The organism is Gemmatimonas sp. (genome assembly GCF_041689975.1).
GTDB lineage: Bacteria > Gemmatimonadota > Gemmatimonadetes > Gemmatimonadales > Gemmatimonadaceae > Gemmatimonas.
In genome coordinates, this window is sequence record NZ_JBDNFF010000230.1 from 1 (window position 1) to 19,471 (window position 19,471).

Genomic DNA, 19,471 nt, shown 5'->3' on the forward strand with positions numbered 1-19,471 from the left:
GCGCACTGTTCGCATCTAGGCTCCAGGCCATTGGGGGTACTCGGTGTACGAAACACGCTCGTACAAACAACTACACACGGTGTGGGGCAGCAGCGACGACGGCGTACCCGGAGCGGGACTCGAACCCGCACGCTCTTTTGGAGCAGGAGATTTTAAGTCTCACGCGTCTACCGGTTTCGCCATCCGGGTATCGCGCCGTCATATGCTCACCACCACACCGCACGTGATCCGAAGAGCTTAGCGCGCCCCGCCGTACAACGCAAAACGGGAGCGCCGAAGCGCTCCCGCGTGCGAACTCTCGTGCTCCTGAAGCCACGTGCAGAGCGGGAAACGGGACTCGAACCCGCGACCCCAACCTTGGCAAGGTTGTGCTCTACCAACTGAGCTATTCCCGCGTAAGCCGGATTTTAGCAGGGGGGCCCGAGCCGGACAAGCCGCCCGGCGCATTCAGGCACGAAGCCCGAGCGCATGTGCGGCATACCACACCGTGTGGGCGAGTAAACCCGCCAATGCGGCGTCACCACCGTTGCTGATCGCCCGCCCCCCGGCATCCACGACTTCGGCGGCGATGCCGTTGTCGAGCGGTGCCCGACGAAGCCAGGCGAGCACCTCCTGCGCCTCAGGACCCAGCAAACGCGCGATCTGCGGCAGGAGCGGCGATGCCGATGCCTCCGGGCCGGCGCCCTCGGGTGCACCCTCAGCACGCAGCGCGCGGACCGAGCGACGATAGAGCGAGTCGTCGCGATCGAGCGCTTCGTACATCGGTAACCAGAGCAGCGACCCGACGGCATCGTCGTCGAGCGACGCGTTGCCCGTCAGGTCGACCGCAACCGCCAACCTGGCCTTCTCGCCGCGATCGACCGCGAAATGGCGTCGGATTGCGGCACGGACGGCGGCGGGATCTTCCACGGCAGCGGCCGCTTCCTCGTCGAGCGTGCGACGGAAGACATCGAGCGCGAGCGCCACGACCGCGTTGCCATGCAGCGTGAAGGGATACTTCGCCGGCGCCCCGGACGGCATCACTTCGGTGGAGAACAGCGGCACGCGCGCATCCCGACGCGCCGTGATGTCTTCCGACGCGAGATAGAGCGTATCGGCCACGACGGGATCCTCGACGATCTGGTCATCTTCCGAGTCGCGGATGTAACGGTCGGTGGCGATGGCGAAGGCCGCCGGTCCTTCGATGCTGAATCCCGGCTGAAACAGCGTGCCGTCCATGTAGTGTACGCCCTGCCCCGGCGCATAACCGTGTAACTCGCAGGCACGCACCAACAGCTCACGCGCGAGGCCGGTGTCCGCCAACTGCACGGCCGGCAACGTCCACATCAGCGCTTCCCAGTCGCGCACCGTGCAGCCCATCGAGTGCCAAGGGGCCCGCGACCGCACGAGGTAATAATGCGCATCGTCGAGGGCACGTCCCACGCCGTAGAAGTAGGCGAAGAGCAGATTCCGGTTCACGATGCGATCCATCACGTCGCTTCCGGTCGTCTGTTCGAGCGCCGAGAGGGCTTCGCGTGTGGCCGTGAGCAGTGCGCGCCAGCCTCGGCGACGGAGCACCGCGACGGTGGCTTGCGCGCCATCGCGTTCGGGACCGACGGCAATGTAGAACGCCACCTGCACGGCACCGTTCGCGGGGGCCACCAGTGCGCGCCGAATGGCAAACGGCCGCGCATCACGAGGCGCTGCCGCGGGGACCTCGAGCGTGGCGGGGCCATCGCTGCCGATCGCGATCGCCGCGAGTCCGGGAATCGCCGCGCCCTCGAGCAACAAGACCTCGTCGGGACCAACACCGACGAGATGGTCGTCGTCGAACGGACGCGGGGTCCGCACGCGTTGCTGGCGATGGCCGAGCGCCCCCTCGAGCGCGATCTCCAGATTCACGTCGGTCGGCCCCCGATTCTCCACGGCGAAGGTGTAGACCGCCCCGGCCATATCGGCATCACGGCCATATGGCGCAAAAATGGTCCCCCGCACCACAAGCGATCCGATCGTGCAGGTGAACGTCGGCAGCCACCCGACAGCCCGCTCCCACGCGATGCCTTCGGCCGCGAGCACCCGCACTTCTCCATCGACACGCAACACGGGGCCCATGAGCGGGGTACCCTGCCCCGACATGAAGTCCGGCGATCCGGCGAACTCAATCGCGGCCCGCGCCCCACGATGCAGCACACCGACGGCGTGAATGGCGCCATCCGTCGGGTTGATGCACGGCAGGGTCAGCCAGTGGTTGCCGGTGAGTTGCCAAGGGACAGAAGGAAGTTGCACAGCACGCTCTCGAGTGACGGGACGAGGGGCTTCGTTGACGCCCCCTCTGATAGCGGCTAATCTAGCCGGTTCGGCGCCTGACGCTTCCAGCCGACGCCTAACGCAGGCGTTGGTGGGGGATGATCGGCTTCACCTCGCACATGACAACTCGCCTTGGCCTTACACCGATTGCTGTCCGCGCATCGTCTCGCCACCTCGCTTCGTTCAGTGCTTGCCTTGAGCGGCGTACTGCTGGGAATCGCGGTGGCGCCGTCCGAGCGTCTACAAGCGCAAGCTGTGGCCGGTCTCGGCGATGATGCGATTCCCCTGCCGAAGGGAGGCAAACGGTTCTTGATCTCGGGGCTGTGGAACGACTGGGACGCCGTCTACGCGCCGTCGGTAAACGGCGGCTCGAACAGGCGACCCCTGTTCGCCTCGCTAAGCACCACGCAGGCGGGCGTCGGCATCTTTCCTCAACTCGTCTCCGCCGAAGCCGGGGTGCGCACGCTCACCGGTCAGCCTGCCTTCGCACTCTCGCTGGGCGCGCTCGATGCGGCTGGCGAAGTTCGCCAGAGTATCGCCCCCCTCGGACTGAGTGTGGGGATTTCGCGCCGCCTGTCACTGCGGCTTCTGGTGCCGTATGTCGAGTCACGCGACGTGTCGCAGTTGCTCTTGAACCGCGTGGGCTCGACGGCCAACGTCGGTATGAATCCGGCGTATGTCGCGGCCACCGGCGCCACGGCCCGCGCCACGAATGGCAACGTGCTCTCACAGATCGATCTCGCGCGGACACAGCTTGGCGCCGAGATCACACGCTGCGCGTCGCCCGCAGCCACCGCGTGCGACGCGATCCGGGCGAACGGGGCAGCGGCGCAGGCGTTGCTGGTGCGTGCCGGGACCACGCGCACGACCATAGCGTCCGTATACGGCGACGCGACAAGGGGGGGGGCGCCAGTGGTGCCGATCGCCAACGGCAGCGCGCAGTCCGCCGTGCAGACGACGATCGCCACGCTCCGCACCGATTTCGCCGCGTTCGGTGTGACCAACATCGTAGACGGTGCCGCGCCGGCCGCCGCGAACACCGTGTACGGCCCCGGCGGCACGGCGCGCATCGTGAGCGATACCGCGTGGAAGCTCGGCTACAGCCGGCTCGGGAACACGCGTCGCGCGGGCATCGGCGACATCGACGTTACGGCCTCGTATCTGCTGTTCGACAGCTTCGCCGCCGACCAGGTGCGTCGGCTACTGACGCCGTCGCGCGGTGTGCGCAGCATGCTCACGACGGGCTGGCGTTTCGGTACCGCGGGAGCGGACCGCACCGACGATCCGTTCGATGTGCCGATAGGCGAAGGCGTCAACGCTCTGTTGGTACGCAGCACGACGGACTTCGTGCTCACGCGAACTTTCTGGATGAGCGCGACACTGCGCGCGGTCACGCCGCTCTCCGACGAGATCGCCGTCGCGCTTCCGTTCCGAAATGAAACGAATGTGTTCGATGCGGTGACCGTGGGCACTGCCACGCGGTCGCTCGGCACGCGATTCGAGCTCGAACTGGCACCGCGCCTGTCGATCGGACAGTTCTTCGGCGTCTCTGCCGCGTACATGGCCCGCCGCTGGGGAGCCGATCGCTATGACGTCGGCAACCCCACGTCGAATGCACCGCTCACGAGCGACTACGAGTTGCCGTCACGTACTGTGCACGCCGCGGCGATCGGTGTGAGTTTCTCGACGCTCGCGAGCTACGTTCGGGGTCGCTCGCGCTTTCCTGCCGAAGTGATTTACTCGCACACCGTATCGCTGTCGGGATCCGGTGGGATGGTGCCCGCGTCCACGAGCGATCGGCTCGAACTGAGGGTCTATACGGGCTTTCCGCGGCGTTGACGCACGGGCGCGACGACGGCCGTTTCGCTGTCTTCGTCCTCACCCCGTTCCAGCAATTCGCGCGCGTGCGCTCGACTGACTTCACGGTCGGCGTCGCCACCCAGCATGCGCGCGATTTCCATCACCCGCGGCTCATCGCGAACGACAGTCGTATCCGCCGTCGTCACGGTTCCGATCGCGCTCTTCCGCACGACGACGTGGTGGTGCGCGCGCGCCGCGATCTGCGCGAGGTGCGAGATGGCGAGCACTTGATGGTGCTTCGCGACACGGCGCAGAAGTGCACCGACCTGCCATGCGACGGCGCCGCCGATGCCCGCATCGACCTCGTCGAACACCAGTGTCGGCACCTGCTGCAGTCGCGCCAGTACCGTACTGAGTGCCAGCATCACACGCGCCAGTTCGCCACCCGAGGCGAGCCGTCCGAGCGGACGCAACTCGCTCCCCGCATTCAACGCGGCGATAAAGGTGACATGCTCCGCTCCGAACGCGCCGATGTGATCAACCGCGGTAAGGTGCACTTGCAGTCGTCCCTCGGGCATCCCGAGCTCGGGAAGCAGTTGCGTGACGGCACGGGCAAGGTGTTGCGCACCAGACTGCCGGCGGCGCGTCAGCTCCGCCGCTGCCTCGGCCAGAGCACCTTCGGCAGCGGCCCGCGCGTCGCTAATGGCGGCGAGATCGAGCGTGCCCCCATCCACCAGGTCGAGTTCGGCGCGCGCCGCCGTTCCGGTGTCGATCACTTCCTGAAGCGTCGGACCATGCTTGCGCATGAGCGACAGCAGCTGATCGCGACGCCGCTCCAGCGTGCGAAGCCGCGACGGATCGGCTTCGATCGACTCGGCATACGTTTCGAGCTCGCGCACGAGCTCATCAAGCGCGTACACTGCGGCATCAAAGCCGACCTGCCAACGACCGGTGTCGGGATCGATACGTTCGAGTGAGACGAGTGCGCGGCGCACCGTGGCCAGGCGTGTAAGCGCTGCTCGTTCGTCACCGGAAATCGCCGTCGCCGCCTGCGCCGCCAACGTCTGCAGCTCTTCGGCGTGAGACAGCCGGCGAATCTCGCCGTCCAACGATTCGTCTTCCCCGACAACGGGATTGGCCTCGTCGATCTCACGCGCCACAAAGCGCAGATAATCCGCGCGCTTGGCTGCATCCTGACGGCGCCCTTCGAGCGCGCGCTCACGGGTGCGTAACGCCCCGAGCTGCGCGTAGGCATCGGCAACGCGCGCGCGCACGTCGAGCGCACCGGCGAAGGCATCGAGCACATCACGCTGATGCTCGGCATCGACTAATTGTCGCGAATCGTGCTGCCCGAGCACGCTCACCAATCGCGCGCCCACATCGGCCAGCACAGCGGCGGTCACCGGCGAGCCATTGATCCACGCACGCGAGCGTCCATTGCTGCCGATTTCGCGCTTGAGCACCAACGTCTCGTCGTCGGCGTCGATCCCGCGCTCGTCGAGCATTGCGCGCAGGGCGGGCATCGCGCCGGGTTCGAAAACGCCCTCGACGGTTGCTTTGTCGGCGCCACTGCGCACGCGATCCGTGGCGGCGCGCTCACCGAGCAGCATACCAAGCGCTCCGACGATCAGCGATTTGCCCGCGCCCGTTTCACCCGTCAAAACGTTCAGCCCGGCGCCCAGCGGCAGGACCACCGTATCGATGACCGCCACATTGCGGATGCGGAGCTCGACGAGCATGACCTACCTCCTCAAATCGTCTCGCCGTCGCGCTCGGACAATCCACCCCACCCGAGCTTCCGGCGCAATCGCGTGAAGAACGTGGTGCCCGGGAAGCGCACGATCTGCACGGCGTTTCGCGCCTTGCGGACCACCAACGTCTCGCCACCGGTGAAGGTAGTGCCTACCTGACCGTCGATCGTCACCAAAAGTTCTTCCGGCCCATCATCTGCACGCACCTTGACCTCGACGTGCGGCGGAAGCACGAGCGGTCGCATGGCCAGCGTGTGAGGCGACACCGGGGTGAGGACGATGCTCTCCACCGTCGGCACCACAATCGGTCCGCCCGCGGACAGCGAGTACCCCGTGGAGCCGGTCGGCGTCGACACCACCAACCCATCGGCGGAGTAGGACCCGATCGCTTCGTCATCGACGAAAACCGTGAACTTTACGACGCGCGCGAATCCGCCCTTGTGCAGGACGACGTCATTCAGCGAAAGCCAGCTGCATCGCTCGAGGCCGTCGCGGTCGAGCGCGCAGGATTCGAGCGCCATGCGTGGTTCCGACACGAAATCACCGGCCGCAAATCGTCGCACGCCGGCTTCGAACTCTTCGCCGCTGCACGCGGTGAGAAAGCCCAGTCGACCGAGATTGATACCGAGGATCGGCACGGCACGACCGTTCAGGAACCGCGCGCCGCGAAGCAGCGTACCATCCCCGCCCAGCGTAAACAGCGCGTCGACTTCTTCGGGCATCTCGAGCTTCCCGCCCTCCTCCGCGATCTCCCAGAGATCGTTCTCAAACAGCAGCGTCAGTCCGAGTTCAGGCGCAATATCGAGCAACGTGCCGAGGATCGCCGGGAGTCCGATGTATCCCTTATGACCGATGACGCCGACGCGCATCAACCGGCGAGTGCTTCGGAGCCGTGCAACGCGCGCACGCGATCCGCAATACCGGCGGGGTCGAGTCCGAGTGACGCGAGCTGCTTCTTGCGCGGCGCCGAATAAATGATGCGATCGGGCACGCCATGCACCGCCGTGCGCACGGTCGGCGCCTGGCGATGGATGACCGAACTGATAAACGCGCCGAAGCCGTTCACGACCGTACCCTCTTCGACCGTGAGCACGTGCGTGTGACTGGCGAGGATCGCGTTCAGCGTGACTTCATCGTACGGCTTCATGTAGCGGCAGTTCACGACGGTGACGTCCAGACCCTCGGCGGCGAGCAGTTCGGCGGCGGCGAGTGCCTGATGCACCATCGTACCGACGGCAAGAATTGCGAAATCGTGGCCATGGCGCAGCACTTCCCACGTGGCGTAGGGCGTGGCGGCAATCTCCGACATCGCGCCCGGAATATCGGGCGATGCGTCGCGCGGATAACGGAGAGAGAACGGTCCGTCGGTGTGCTCCACGGCGGCACGCAGCAGGCCGAGCATCTCGGTGCCGTCCTTCGGCGCAGCAACCGTCATGCCGGGAATAGTGAGCATGTAGGCTATGTCGTACAGCCCCATGTGCGTTTCTCCATCCTCGCCAACGAGTCCAGCGCGGTCCATGGCGAACACGACGGGCAGCTTCTGCAGGGCCACATCGTGAATGATGTTGTCGTATCCGCGCTGCAGGAACGTGGAGTAGATCGTCACGATGGGCCGCACGCCGCGCGTGGCCAGTCCCGCCGCGAACGTGACGCCGTGTCCCTCGGCGATACCGACATCGAAGAAGCGTTCGGGAAAAGCCTTCGCGAACGGCGCCGTACCCGTGCCGGTCGGCATGGCGGCCGTAATCACGGCGATGTCCTTCCGCTCTTCACCCAGTTCGGCGAGACCCTTGCCGTAGACGGTGGTATACGCGGGATTCGCCGTCGAAACGGCCAACTGCTTACCCGTGGCCGGATCGTGACCCGGCGGCAGCGCGTGCCACTTCTCACCGTGATCGCCGGCGGGAAATCCTTTCCCCTTCTGCGTGATCACATGCACCAGACGTGGCGTATTCATCCCACGAACGGCGGTGAATGTCTCCAGCAAAGCATCGAGGTCGTGACCATCGATTGGGCCGAAGTAGCGGAAGCCGAGCTCTTCGAAGAGGACACCCGGCGTGAGCAGCGATTTCACGCTTTCTTCCCACTTCCGCACCAGTGTGCTCACACCGGCGAAGGGCGCCGGCGCGTTGTCGACGATCTCACCGATGCGCGACCGTAGGCGGTTGTAGAGCGGATTGCGCTGAATGCTCGTGAGATACTTGTGCATGGCACCGACGTTCGGCGCGATCGACATCTCGTTGTCGTTGAGTACGACGATGATGTCACGATCGGAATGCCCGGCGTTGTTGAGCCCTTCGTAGGCCAGTCCCGACCCCATCGCGCCGTCGCCGATGATGGCGGCCACCTTGAACTGTTCACCCAGCACGTCGCGGCCCGCCGCCATACCGAGCGCCGCAGAAATCGCCGTCGCTGCGTGTCCGGCCCCAAACGTATCGTACTCGCTTTCGGTGCGCTTGAGAAAGCCCGAGAGTCCACTTTCCTGACGCAGCGACTCCATTTCGGTGTTGCGCCCCGTAAGCAGCTTATGCGGGTAGGCCTGATGCCCGACATCCCACACCAGCTGGTCTTTTGGCGTCTCGAACACGGTGTGCAGCGCGATCGTCAGTTCGACGACGCCGAGACCGGCGCCGATGTGGCCGCCGGTACGTGAGCAGACGTCGATCAGGCGCTCGCGCATGTCCTGCGCGAGCGTGCGCAGCTCGTCGCGCGACAGGCCACGGAGATCGGCGGGTGAGTTGATGCCTTCGAGAATGGACATAGCGGAGTCAGGATGTGCGCCGCGGGAGACGTCCGCAGCGGGCAGGTACGACAATCAAGGACGGCGAAATTCGGAACTACAGTTACACGGACTCGAGTGCACCGGCGCCAGTCTACGAACGCCGTTCAACGATATAGCGAGCCAACTGGTCGAGTGTTGGCGTCAGTAGCCCTTCGTCAGCCAGCGCACGGCATCCCTCTTCAACCAACGCCACAGCCCGCTCAATCGCTCCATCCACCCCCAGCAAGGCGGGATAGGTGCTCTTGTGCAGCGCGATGTCCCGACCGGCCGTCTTTCCCAATTGATCCGTTGTCGCGGTGATGTCCAGAACGTCGTCGGCAATCTGGAACGCGAGGCCGATCGCGGCGCCGTACTGGGCAAGGGCGAGTCGCCGGGACGCGGGCGCCAACGCCGCGCGAGCCCCCAGCGTGACGGAGGCCATGATCAACGCCCCGGTCTTGAGTCGGTGCACCCGCTCCAAGGCCTCGAGGGTGAGGTGCACGCCTTCTGCCTCCAGGTCGAGCAGTTGTCCACCGATCATTCCGCCGGCGCCGGACGAGTCCATCAGATCGCGCACGATGTCGCCCGCGATCGAGTCGGCGAGACCCATCGCCTTGGCGGCGTGCCAAGCGCTGCGCGCGGCCATTGGCACCATGGCCAGTCCGGCGGCCGTCGCGACGGGGACGCCGTATACGCGATGCACGGTGGGGCGGCCCCGCCGGACGTCGTCGTCGTCCATACACGGCAGGTCATCGTGCACCAGCGAGTAAGCGTGTACCACTTCGACCGAGGCGGCGAGATCGCTGGCGTCACCGGTGCCGCCGCAGGCGCGGTAGGCCTCGATGAGCAGGATGGCGCGCAGCCGCTTGCCTTCCCCCAGCAGCGAGTAGCGAATTGCCTCTGCCGTGAGCGGAGCAACGTCGCCGAGCCACCGGGCGCAAAACGCGTCGAGTGCCTGCTGCACCGCCGCGCGCTCCGTGCCGAAGGACAGGGCGGACGTTTCAGTGCTGGATCCGACCGGCGTCATCGCGTCAGCCACCCAGCTCGACGACCGAGAACGAACCGTCGGCTGCCTCGACCAGCTGTTGCACACGGGCGTCAACGGTCTTGAGAGCCGCGCCCGCCGTACGCAGATGGGTGATGCCTTCCTCGAAAAGACGAAGGGCCTGCTCGAGTGTGACGTCATTGCGCTCGAGCTCACGCACGATCTCCTCCAGGCGGGTCAGTGACAGTTCGAAGCTCATACGCCCTCCTCAGATGGAAACCCCGGAACCGACTCGGGGAGCGGACGCCCCGCGCCGGCGATTGCCGAGACGATACCGTCCCGGAGCCAGAGGTCGAACGGGGCACCCGGTACGAACTGATCCCGTCCGCTCAAAGTAGCGCCCTCGGGCGTTCGCGCCACCGCAAACCCGCGAGCCAACGTGCTCAGTGGAGAGAGCGCGTTGAGCTGACCGGCCAGCGACTCCACACGCGACCGCCGACGTTCCACGATTCGAATGGCCGAAAGTCCCAGCCGCTTCTGCACTTGCGACAGTGACGCGATCGCACGCTCCTCGCGGCGCCGGGCAGCCACCGCCAAGCGCTTGCCGAGCGAGTCGACGCGGGCGATGACTTCCCGGCGAGAGGGCACGGCCAGTTCGGCCGCCGCCGACGGAGTCGCCGCCCGCACATCAGCGACCAAATCGCAGATGGTGACGTCGACTTCGTGACCGACGGCGGAAATGGTCGGGATGGGACAGCCGGCGAGCGCACGAGCCACACGCTCGTCGTTGAAGGCCCAGAGATCCTCGCGCGCGCCACCCCCGCGCCCGATGATGAGCACATCGGCGTCACGCCACCGGCCCACGCGCTCGATCGCCGAGACGAGCGATTCCGGTGCCCCGTCCCCCTGCACCTTGGCCGCCACGATCACGATCTCCACGTCCGCGCTGCGGGCCCGTGCAACGGTGATGATATCGTGCATCGCGGCGCCATCGGGGCTCGTGATCACAGCGATTCGGCGCGGAAAGGCGGGCAAGGCGCGCTTACGGGCCGGATCGAGCAGCCCGTCCTTCTCCAAGTTGAGCCGGGTACGCTCGAGCGCTTTCCGCCAGAGGCCATCGCCGTCTGCTTCGAGTGCACGCACGGAAAACTGGAGATCGCCGCGCACCGGCCAGACGGTCATCTGGCCGTAGGCGAGGACCTGCATGCCATCGTCGGGCGGTGCTGGAATGCGCTTCGCCGCCGAGCTCCAGATCACGCACTTCACCTGTGCCTCGGCGTCGCGGAGCGCGAAGTACCAGTGCCCGTTACGATGGGCCTTGAAATCGCTGACTTCGCCGCGGACCCACAGCGGCGGAAACGCGCCTTCGATCAGATCCTTCGCCGCACTCGTGAGCGTGTGCACCGCGATCGCCGATTCCGGCGCGCTGCCCGGCGCCGCGTCGGACGGGTCGGGCGGCCCGTAGCTTTGGTAGCCGCTGCTGCGACGTTCGGCCACGCGACTCGCCTCAGCGTGCGTTCAGCGTGCGTTCAGCCGCACGCACGGTGTTGCGTAACAGCATGGCGATGGTCATCGGTCCGACACCGCCGGGAACGGGCGTGATACGCGACGCGACTTCCACGGCGCTCGCGAAGTGCACGTCACCACACAACCGGCTGCCTTTCGCGCGCGTCGCATCCGGCACGCTGTTCATGCCGACGTCGATCACCACCGCTCCGGGCCTGATCATGTCACCGGTGATCATCTCGGCGCGACCGGCGGCCACGATCAGGATATCGGCGCGACGTGTGTGCGACGCCAGATCCTTCGTGCGGCTATGGCAGATCGTCACGGTCGCGTCGCCTCCGAAGCGCGCCTGCACCAGCAGCGCCGCCATCGGCTTCCCCACGATGTTGCTGCGTCCGACGACCACGACTTCCGAGCTGCGCGTATCGATACCGCTGCGCAGTAGCATCTCGATCACGCCCGCCGGCGTGCAGGACACGAAGCCGTCGGTGTGACCGATCAGCAACTTGCCGACATTCTCAGGATGAAAGCCGTCGACATCCTTGTCGGGCCTTATGTGCCGGATGACCGTATCAGGATCGATGTGCTTCGGGAGCGGCATCTGCACGAGAATCCCGTGCACCGATACATCGCCGTTGAGCTGCTCGACCAGTGCGAGCAATTCCGCCTGCGTCGTATCGGCCGGCAGACGAATCGTGTCGCCCGCCATGCCCGCCTCACGCGACGCCTTCTCCTTCGCGCCCACGTACGTCGCACTGGCGATATCGTCGCCCACGAGGACCACCATGAGGCCCGGGACCACACCGCGCTCGCGCAAGGTTTCCACGTGGCGCGCGACCTCCGCGCGTACGACCGCCGCGATGGCCTTTCCGTCGATCAGTTCAGCGCGCAAAATCCACTGCCCGGCTCTCTCGGATGACGACGACCTTGATCTGCCCCGGATACTGGAGCTCGGACTCGATACGACGCGCGATCTCTTCCGAGAGCGCGGTCATGCGCGTATCGTCCACCTCTTCAGGCGTCACCACCACGCGGATTTCACGACCGGCTTGAATGGCGAAAACCCGCTCCACGCCGCGATAGCTCGAGGCGATCTTTTCGAGCCCTTCGAGCCGTTTGACGTACGTCTCGAATGCTTCGCGGCGCGCACCGGGGCGCGACCCGGAAATGCTGTCACCGGCCTGCACGAGCACCGACACTTCACTTTCGTGCGGCACGTCGTCGTGGTGCGCGGCGATGCAGTTCACCACCAGCGGATTCTCACCGTACTTCGTGGCGACTTCGACGCCGAGCTGCACATGCGTGCCTTCGTGCTCATGCGTGAGCACCTTGCCGATGTCGTGCAAAAGCGCACCGCGCTTGGCGAGCGAGACATCGAGGCCAAGCTCAGCCGCCATCATTCCCGCCAGCCACGCGACTTCCTTGGAATGCGCGAGGATGTTCTGCCCGTAGCTCGTACGCCACTTCATGCGGCCGATGAGCTTGATGAGTTCCGGATGCAGACCGGCCACGCCCACATCGTACGCGGCCTGCTCACCCGTTTCGATGATCGCGACTTCGACTTCCTTGCGGGCCTTGGCGACCACTTCTTCGATGCGACCGGGATGGATACGACCGTCGCTGACGAGCTTCTCGAGCGCGAGACGTGCCGTCTCGCGACGGACCGGATCGAAGCAGGAGACCACCACTGTATCCGGGGTGTCGTCGATGATCACATCCACACCGGTCGCCAATTCGAAGGCGCGGATGTTGCGCCCTTCGCGCCCGATGATACGCCCCTTCATCTCGTCATTCGGGAGCGAAACGGCCGACACGGTGATCTCGGCGGTCGTCTCGGCCGCCACGCGCTGCACGGCCAGCGCCACAATCTTCTTGGCTTCCCGATCGGCGTTCCGCTTGGCCGACTCGCGAATCTCGCGAAGACGGCTGGCAGCGTCAGCCAGTGCTTCGTCCTCCAAACGACGAATCAACTCGGCTTTCGCCTGATCGGCGCTGACACCGGCCAGCTGTTCGAGCTTGCGTCGCTCCTCAGCGATGACCTTGTCGAGTTCCTGTTCTTTCGAGGTCGCCACGGATTCGCGCCGACCGAGCTCAGAGCCGCGACGCTGAACCTCCTGTTCGCGGCTCTCCAGCGATTCGCGGGCGCGATCGAGCTGCGATTCGCGCTCGAGGACGCGCTTCTCCTCACGTTCGAGTTCGACCCGACGCTGCCGCACATCCTGTTCATGCGATTCGCGAAGCTGGAGCACTTCTTCCTTGCCCGCGACGATCCCGCTGCGCCGAAGCGTTTCCGCCTCGCGCTTCGCTTCATCAAGGACGCGAACGGCGCTCTCTTCGGCCACCACAAGCGCTCGCTGCTGCTCTGTGGTCTCCACCTTACGCCACGACTGTCGCCCGACAACGAACGCGACGACAGCCGCGATCAACCCAAGGGCGCCAATTAGCGCCGCTGCGGGAATCTCGCCCATGAGGATCTATGCTCCACCGCGGCTGAGCGCGGGTTCTTGATCGTTTTCCATCAGATCTATCGTGCGCACGGCACGGGCGACTGTCACGATGCGCCGCGGCTGGCGGAGAGGGAGCGACCTCCGTTGCCGCGGCACAGGGGTGCGCGCATGCCGTTGACTTCCAGAACGTACGGACGCGTCGAGAGGCCCGCAACGGGGAGCATCACGCCGCCGCGGTCCCGTCCGCTGGTTTCGGCGGACGAGACGTCATTCAGACCAGATTGCCGTCCTCGCCCCGTTTTGCGGGCGGAAGAAGCGGGCGAATGTCGGAGGCAAGCTGGCGGATGTCCGCCGTCATCATTTCCACGGCGGCGCGCTCGCGAAAGAGCTCGTCAGTGATCTGGAGGGCAGCCAGGATCGCGGCCTTCTGCGTTTCCACGGTGGATCCGCCGCCCATAATGGCCCGGATCGTCCGGTCCACATGTTCCGCCACCGACTTGGTATGCTCGGGCGATGCCTCCGTGCGAAGCGTGTACTCCTCACCGACAATACGGACCTTCACCACCAACTTGTTGTCGATCATCGTTCCGCCCCCTGCCCCATCTGCTGGCGAAGAAAACGCACACGCTCGCCGAGTTGCGCCGTTTTTTCCCCCGCCTCGGACAGCCGGGCGCGCAGCCGCTCATTCTCGCGCGCCAGCTCGCGGTCGACGGCCTGCGGCGTAGCAGCCTCAGCGGCTGCCGAAAACGCGGCTTGAACACGTGTAACCTCGGCTCTGGCCAGCTCGGCCTTGGCGTCCAGCTCCCGAACCTTGGCTTCAAGCAGTGCCCGCGCCTGGTTCGATCGCTGCCCGTCAGCCCGCACTTCAATCAGCGTGCCGTCACGCTCAGCCACCAGCTGTTCAAGCTCGCGGGAGCGCAACTCGGCCGCCAGCGCCCGCCGGCGGTACCCCGCCAGTTGGTCGCTGAGGTTACGGACCAGCGTATCGAGTTCGCGAAACGCGGCAGTGTCAGGACGCACGTGGACGGATACCGAGTTCCTTGTCGAGGAGATCCAGCAGGCGGGCGCGCCGACCTTCAATTTCCTTGTCCCGCAGGGTGCGCTCCGGATGCCGGAACGTCAACCGCCAGCCAAGACTCCGATGTGCGTCAGGCACACCGGCGCCGCGGAACTCGTCGAACAGACTCACCTGTTCCAGCAGTTCGCCACCGGCACTCCGGAGGACCTGCTCGACCGTGGCGGCGTCGACGCCGTCAGGAACCAGCAAGGCGAGATCAATTTCAGCGGCCGGCGTGGTCGGCAGCGCCTTGAAGCGAATGCCGGCCGAAGCGGGAGATTCGCGCTCGATCGGGGCGTTATCGTGCCCGTTCGTGCGAGGCGCCGCGACATCGGCCGACGGCATGACACCGAGCGTGACTTCGATGCCGAACGCTTCACTGGCCCACACCGGGCCATCGAGCGCGACCGTCTCCACGCGTCCGACTTCTCCGACGCCGTCAACGGCGAGCGTCCAGATGTCGGGCGTGGCGCCAACCACCAACGTGGCGCCCTTGCCCGGGAATGCCGCCGCGAGCAGGCGTTCGGCGATTTCCTTGGCATCCCACCGGTCGAACGCGGGCGGCTGCGTCTCTGTGAAATGCACCGGACGACGGCTGCCCATAATCAGTGCCCCGACGCGCACCTCCTCCCGCGGTAATCGATCCGACGTTCCGAGAAAGACGTTGCCGACTTCGAACAGCCGCAGGTTGCCCTGCATGCGCGTGAGATTGTATTCGGCGCGACGGGCGAGCGTATCGAGGATCGAGGCGCGCAGGAACGGCTCGTCGTCGGCCAGCGGATTTCGCACGCGAGGCGTGTGCTCGTCGCCCGTGCTCGTGAACGGCATCGGTCTCGTTTCGGCGAGTCCCATACCTACCAACAGATCGCGTACCCGACGACCGGCGAGATGCAACGGGTGATCCGGCGCATTGCCTGGTCGGAATGGACGCAGCTCATCGGGGAGGCTGTCGAAGCCGACCAGCCGCGCGACCTCCTCGATCAGATCGACTTCGATGAGTAGATCGTGTCGCCACGTGGGGGGGGTGACCACCAATCCGTGCGCATCCTCGACCACAGTACAGCCCAGTGACTCGAGACGATGACGAATCTCCGATGGCGCAACGACCACGCCGAGCACGCGCGCGACGCGCGACGGACGCACGGTCACCGCGCTCCGCGACACCACTGGCTCGCCGACGTCGATGAACTCGACGACCTGACCACCAGCCACTTGCGTGATCAAGGTCGCCGCCGCACGCGCCACCTCGAGCGTGTTGCCGTCGTCCACGCCACGCTCGAAGCGATACGAGGCGTCGGTGGAAAGATTGACCGCCCGGCGTACACGACGCACGAAGCGCGGTTCGAACACGGCGACTTCCAGCAGCACGTCGGTGGTCGACGCGGTGACTTCGCTGTCCAGTCCACCCATCACGCCGGCCAGGGCAACCGGACGCTCCCCGTCGCAGATCACCGTCGTGCCGGCCGCCAACGTGCGCGTTGCGCCGTCGAGCGTCACGAGCGATTCACCCTCGACGCTGGGCCGCACCACGATGCCCTTGTCGGTGAGCTTGGCGAGGTCGAACGCGTGGACGGGCTGTCCGAGTCCATGCAGCACGTAGTTGGTGGCATCGACCACGTTGCTGATGCTGCGTTGCCCGATGCTCTCGAGACGCTGCCGCAGCCACTCGGGGCTGGGGCCGACCTGCACGCCCGCAATGACGGCGGCGATGTAGTGCGGGCAACTGACCGCATCGTCGATGCGCACGGTGGCGTACGCGCCAGCGGCACCAACTGGGGCACTGTGTACCGGCACGTTCGGGGCCGGCGGCGCGATGTCGGCAGGACGCGCCGTCATCGGCACGCCGAGCACGGCCGCGATCTCGCGCGCCACACCAACGTGCGACAGGAGATCGGGACGGTTCGGCAACACATCGAGATCAAGACGCGCATCGGCGAGCGGGAGCACGTCGAGCAACGGCGTACCCGGCGCGGCGTCGGTCTCGAGCGCGAGAATACCATCGTGTTCCTGGCCGAGGCCAAGCTCACGTGACGAGCAGAGCATGCCATTGCTCGTCTCACCGCGGATCTTGCGCTTTTCGATTTTCAGCCCACCGGGCATGATCGTGCCGGTACGCGCGAAGGGGTACTTGGTGCCCACCACGACATTCGGCGCACCACAGACGACGTCGAGCAGCGTGCCGCTGCCGTCATCGACCTTGGTGACCCACAAATGGTCGGAGTTGGGATGCCGTCCCGCTTCGACCACCTGCGCGACGACGAACGCCGCCAGCTCGGCGCCGAGCCGCTCGATGTTGTCGAGCGTGACGCAGTGGCGACTCAGCGCATCGCCGATGTCCTGAGCAGAGCGTGCGTGAGGGACGAACTGCTTGAGCCATTCATGAGAAACAATCATCGCGCGAACTGCTCCAGGAAACGGACGTCGGAATCGTACAGTACGCGGATGTCGCTGATGTCGTATCGCGACATCGCGATGCGCGCCGGCCCCATGCCGAACGCCCATCCCGTGAACTTCTCGCTATCGAGGCCGGCGTCCTCGAGCACATGCGGATGTACCATGCCACAGCCCAGAATCTCGACCCAGCGTAGTCCCTTGCCGTCGTTCAGATCGACTTCGACATCCATCTGCGCGCCGGGCTCGACGAACGGGAAATAGGACGGACCGAAGCGCACGCGACGCGACGCGCCGTAGAAGCGGCGCGCGAATTCAGCGAGCGTCGCCTTGAGGTCCACGAAGGAAATGCCCTCATCCACCGCGAGACCCTCGAGCTGCATGAAGGCCGGCGCGTGCGTGGCGTCGAAAAAGTCGCGGCGATACACCTGACCGGGCGCGAGCACACGGACGGGTGGCTTGTACTGTTGCAGCGTACGCACCTGGACCGGCGACGTGTGCGTGCGCAACACTGTGTCCCGTCCGAGATAGAGCGTGTCGTGCAACTCCATCGCCGGATGATCGGGCGGGAAGTTGAGCGCACCGAAGTTGTACCATTCCGTCTCGGCTTCGGGACCGAGTGCGATCGTGAATCCAAGTTCGCGGAAGATCTCGCAGATTTCGTCGATCACGAGCGTGACCGGATGCAACGAGCCACGCCACACGCCACGCGCCGGCATCGTCGCATCGAACAATGCTGCACCGGCGCCCGAGGCCTGTCGCGCCGCAAAGAGGTCGAGAGCCTCCTGGATGCCCTGCTTGAGCGTGTTGAAGGCCGTGCCGGCGGCGCGGCGATCGATGGCCGGCAGCGCGCGCAGTGCGCCTTGCAGGGCCGCGAGCCGGTCGTCCTTGAGGGCATTCAGCTGCCCCTTGGCGACATCGAGGCGCGTGTCGGGTTCGAGCCCGTCAAGTAGTGCGCGCGCGTCCTGCGCGAGGGCATTCGCCTGAGCGAGATACTCGGAAAGTTGCAAGGGACGAAATCGGAAATCGAGGGATCGCGACGGATGGCGGAGCGGGTCCGCCGCGGAAGCACGAAGGGCCGACATCGCGTCGATGCCGGCCCTACAACTTAACCATGAACAGCATCGCCGTTCACACGTTGTTGCACGTGTTGGTTACGCGGCGACCGTCTTGGCTTCGATCGCCTTACGAACCTGCTCGGCGATGAGAGTGAAGGCTTCCGGCTCGCGCACGGCGAGGTCGGCGAGGACCTTACGGTCGATCTCGATCCCAGCGGCATGGAGGCCGTTGATGAACACGCTGTACGACATGTCGTGTATGCGGGCGGCGGCGTTGATACGCACGATCCAGAGGCGACGAAAGTCACGCTTCTTGTTCTTGCGATCGCGGTACGCATAGCGCCAGCCACGCTCAACGGTTTCCTTGGCGGCCTTCCAGAGCTTGGACCGGCCACCAAAGGCACCCTTGGCATGCTTGAGAATCTGTTTCTTCCGCTTAAGGCGGACGACGTTGGATTTTACGCGGGGCATAGTAGGTCCTCAGGCCTGGATAAGACGCTTGATACGCTTCACTTCGCCGTTGGTCGCGACGAGGGTCGGACGACGGAGGTTGCGCTTACGCTTCGACGTCTTCTTCGTCAGGATGTGGCTCTTGTAGGCCTTCAGACGCCGCACCTTCCCCGATCCTGTCACGGTGAAGCGCTTCTTGGCGCCGCTGTGGGTCTTCATCTTCGGCATATTCTGCTCACGGCTACGGTCAACCGCTCCGATGCGGAAGCGGCTCTACAGGCGATCACGCGCTGCTTACTTCGGCGCGAGAATCATCGTCATCGATTTTCCTTCCATGGACGGCGCGCTCTCGATCTTTGCGAGATCGGTGAGTTCCTGAGACACCCGATCGACCACCTGTCGGCCAAGCTCAGGATGGGCGATCTGTCGACCGCGGAACATCAGCGTCACCTTCACCTTGTTGCCTTCCTCGAGGAATCGCCGCGCATGGCGGGTCTTCGTCTCGAAGTCGTGATCATCAATGCCTGGTCGGTACTTGACCTCTTTCAGATGAATCACATGCTGCTTCTTCTTCGCGATTCGTGCCTGCTTGGCCTGTTCAAACTTGAACTTCCCGAAGTCCATGATACGGACGACGGGCGGCCGCGCGGCAGCCGCCACTTCGACGAGATCCAGCCCCTGCTCAACTGCCTGGGCGAGCGCCACGTCGACTTCCATGATACCGAGCTGACTTCCGTCGGCGCCGATCACGCGAACGGGGCTGATCCGGATCTGCCGGTTCACCCGTGGCGGACGCTTCGTCGAATCCTGAATAGGTCGTGCTCCCGTAGAAGAAACAGAAAACGCGAACCCCTGAGGAGTCCGCGTCGCGTACCGTGCGGCTCCCAGCCCGACACCCACTTCGGGCGCGAACGAGAAACACGGTTTCGATCGACTCCAACAGCACACCTCCGCAGGACTGAGCCTGACGCGAGGGCCG

General features: G+C 65.5%; 17 protein-coding genes and 2 tRNA genes. 1 reads left to right on the forward strand and 18 read right to left on the reverse strand.

The features are described from left to right. Positions 1-104: 104 nt before the first annotated feature. The 3 genes from ACESNG_RS14565 to ACESNG_RS14575 form a co-directional block, all read right to left on the reverse strand. Positions 105-189: transfer RNA gene (locus ACESNG_RS14565), tRNA-Leu, on the reverse strand. A 133-nt stretch (positions 190-322) separates the two neighbouring features. Then, positions 323-395 (reverse strand) — tRNA-Gly (locus ACESNG_RS14570). A 52-nt stretch (positions 396-447) separates the two neighbouring features. Next, positions 448-2,265, reverse strand: a complete 1,818-nt coding sequence (locus tag ACESNG_RS14575; protein WP_373062297.1) for a glycoside hydrolase family 125 protein — start codon at positions 2,263-2,265, stop codon at positions 448-450. Between the two features lie 216 nt (positions 2,266-2,481). On the opposite strand from ACESNG_RS14575, the gene ACESNG_RS14580 reads away from it, so the two are divergent. Then, positions 2,482-4,125, forward strand: coding sequence for a hypothetical protein (locus ACESNG_RS14580; protein ID WP_373062295.1), 1,644 nt, complete (start codon positions 2,482-2,484; stop codon positions 4,123-4,125). On the opposite strand, the gene recN is transcribed toward ACESNG_RS14580, so the two are convergent. The 15 genes from recN to infC all read right to left on the reverse strand — a co-directional run bounded on the left by recN (position 4,101) and on the right by infC (position 19,305). After that, positions 4,101-5,825 (reverse strand): DNA repair protein RecN, encoded by a 1,725-nt coding sequence (gene recN / locus ACESNG_RS14585; RefSeq protein ID WP_373062293.1) that lies wholly within the window; start codon positions 5,823-5,825, stop codon positions 4,101-4,103. The genes ACESNG_RS14580 and recN overlap by 25 nt on opposite strands. Positions 5,826-5,836: 11 nt before the next feature. Continuing rightward, a complete protein-coding gene (locus ACESNG_RS14590) occupies positions 5,837-6,706 on the reverse strand; it encodes an NAD(+)/NADH kinase (RefSeq protein ID WP_373062291.1) in 870 nt (289 codons plus the stop codon). Next, positions 6,706-8,598 (reverse strand): 1-deoxy-D-xylulose-5-phosphate synthase, encoded by a 1,893-nt coding sequence (gene dxs, locus ACESNG_RS14595; protein WP_373062289.1) that lies wholly within the window; start codon positions 8,596-8,598, stop codon positions 6,706-6,708. The genes ACESNG_RS14590 and dxs overlap by 1 nt, the downstream gene beginning before the upstream one ends. A 112-nt stretch (positions 8,599-8,710) precedes the next feature. After that, a complete protein-coding gene (locus tag ACESNG_RS14600) occupies positions 8,711-9,637 on the reverse strand; it encodes a polyprenyl synthetase family protein (protein WP_373069517.1) in 927 nt (308 codons plus the stop codon). Then, entirely contained in the window at positions 9,630-9,842 is a 213-nt protein-coding gene (xseB, locus tag ACESNG_RS14605) for an exodeoxyribonuclease VII small subunit (RefSeq protein ID WP_373062285.1), read from the reverse strand. The genes ACESNG_RS14600 and xseB overlap by 8 nt, the downstream gene beginning before the upstream one ends. Continuing rightward, a complete protein-coding gene (gene xseA / locus ACESNG_RS14610) occupies positions 9,839-11,080 on the reverse strand; it encodes an exodeoxyribonuclease VII large subunit (RefSeq protein ID WP_373062283.1) in 1,242 nt (413 codons plus the stop codon). Before xseA ends, xseB begins: the two co-directional genes overlap by 4 nt. Positions 11,081-11,090: 10 nt before the next feature. Continuing rightward, the gene (locus ACESNG_RS14615) at positions 11,091-11,981 is read right to left on the reverse strand and encodes a bifunctional 5,10-methylenetetrahydrofolate dehydrogenase/5,10-methenyltetrahydrofolate cyclohydrolase (protein ID WP_373069519.1); all 891 of its coding nucleotides are present in this window, start codon (positions 11,979-11,981) and stop codon (positions 11,091-11,093) included. Next, on the reverse strand, positions 11,971-13,557 hold the full coding sequence (rny, locus tag ACESNG_RS14620; protein WP_373062279.1) for a ribonuclease Y: 1,587 nt from the start codon (positions 13,555-13,557) through the stop codon (positions 11,971-11,973). Before rny ends, ACESNG_RS14615 begins: the two co-directional genes overlap by 11 nt. Positions 13,558-13,807: 250 nt before the next feature. Beyond that, positions 13,808-14,119, reverse strand: a complete 312-nt coding sequence (locus ACESNG_RS14625) for a cell division protein ZapA (RefSeq protein WP_373062277.1) — start codon at positions 14,117-14,119, stop codon at positions 13,808-13,810. Then, on the reverse strand, positions 14,116-14,556 hold the full coding sequence (locus ACESNG_RS14630) for a hypothetical protein (RefSeq protein WP_373062275.1): 441 nt from the start codon (positions 14,554-14,556) through the stop codon (positions 14,116-14,118). Before ACESNG_RS14630 ends, ACESNG_RS14625 begins: the two co-directional genes overlap by 4 nt. Next, complete coding sequence (gene pheT / locus ACESNG_RS14635; RefSeq protein WP_373069521.1) at positions 14,546-16,987, reverse strand: phenylalanine--tRNA ligase subunit beta; 2,442 nt, start codon at positions 16,985-16,987, stop codon at positions 14,546-14,548. The genes ACESNG_RS14630 and pheT overlap by 11 nt, the downstream gene beginning before the upstream one ends. Further along, positions 16,984-17,994, reverse strand: a complete 1,011-nt coding sequence (gene pheS / locus ACESNG_RS14640; protein ID WP_373069523.1) for a phenylalanine--tRNA ligase subunit alpha — start codon at positions 17,992-17,994, stop codon at positions 16,984-16,986. The genes pheT and pheS overlap by 4 nt, the downstream gene beginning before the upstream one ends. A gap of 144 nt (positions 17,995-18,138) precedes the next feature. Further along, on the reverse strand, positions 18,139-18,513 hold the full coding sequence (gene rplT / locus ACESNG_RS14645) for a 50S ribosomal protein L20 (protein WP_373058435.1): 375 nt from the start codon (positions 18,511-18,513) through the stop codon (positions 18,139-18,141). A 9-nt stretch (positions 18,514-18,522) separates the two neighbouring features. Then, positions 18,523-18,720 (reverse strand): 50S ribosomal protein L35, encoded by a 198-nt coding sequence (gene rpmI, locus ACESNG_RS14650; RefSeq protein ID WP_373058433.1) that lies wholly within the window; start codon positions 18,718-18,720, stop codon positions 18,523-18,525. A gap of 66 nt (positions 18,721-18,786) precedes the next feature. Beyond that, on the reverse strand, positions 18,787-19,305 hold the full coding sequence (infC, locus tag ACESNG_RS14655) for a translation initiation factor IF-3 (protein ID WP_373058441.1): 519 nt from the start codon (positions 19,303-19,305) through the stop codon (positions 18,787-18,789). Positions 19,306-19,471: the final 166 nt, after the last annotated feature.

Coding starts and splice junctions, on each gene's coding strand:
- recN (WP_373062293.1), bottom strand. CDS start 5,825: ATGCTCGTCGAGCTCCGCATCCGCAATGTGGCGGTCATCGATACGGTG.
- ACESNG_RS14590 (WP_373062291.1), bottom strand. CDS start 6,706: ATGCGCGTCGGCGTCATCGGTCATAAGGGATACATCGGACTCCCGGCG.
- dxs (WP_373062289.1), bottom strand. CDS start 8,598: ATGTCCATTCTCGAAGGCATCAACTCACCCGCCGATCTCCGTGGCCTG.
- xseB (WP_373062285.1), bottom strand. CDS start 9,842: ATGAGCTTCGAACTGTCACTGACCCGCCTGGAGGAGATCGTGCGTGAG.
- rny (WP_373062279.1), bottom strand. CDS start 13,557: ATGGGCGAGATTCCCGCAGCGGCGCTAATTGGCGCCCTTGGGTTGATC.
- ACESNG_RS14625 (WP_373062277.1), bottom strand. CDS start 14,119: ATGATCGACAACAAGTTGGTGGTGAAGGTCCGTATTGTCGGTGAGGAG.
- pheT (WP_373069521.1), bottom strand. CDS start 16,987: ATGATTGTTTCTCATGAATGGCTCAAGCAGTTCGTCCCTCACGCACGC.
- rplT (WP_373058435.1), bottom strand. CDS start 18,513: ATGCCCCGCGTAAAATCCAACGTCGTCCGCCTTAAGCGGAAGAAACAG.
- rpmI (WP_373058433.1), bottom strand. CDS start 18,720: ATGCCGAAGATGAAGACCCACAGCGGCGCCAAGAAGCGCTTCACCGTG.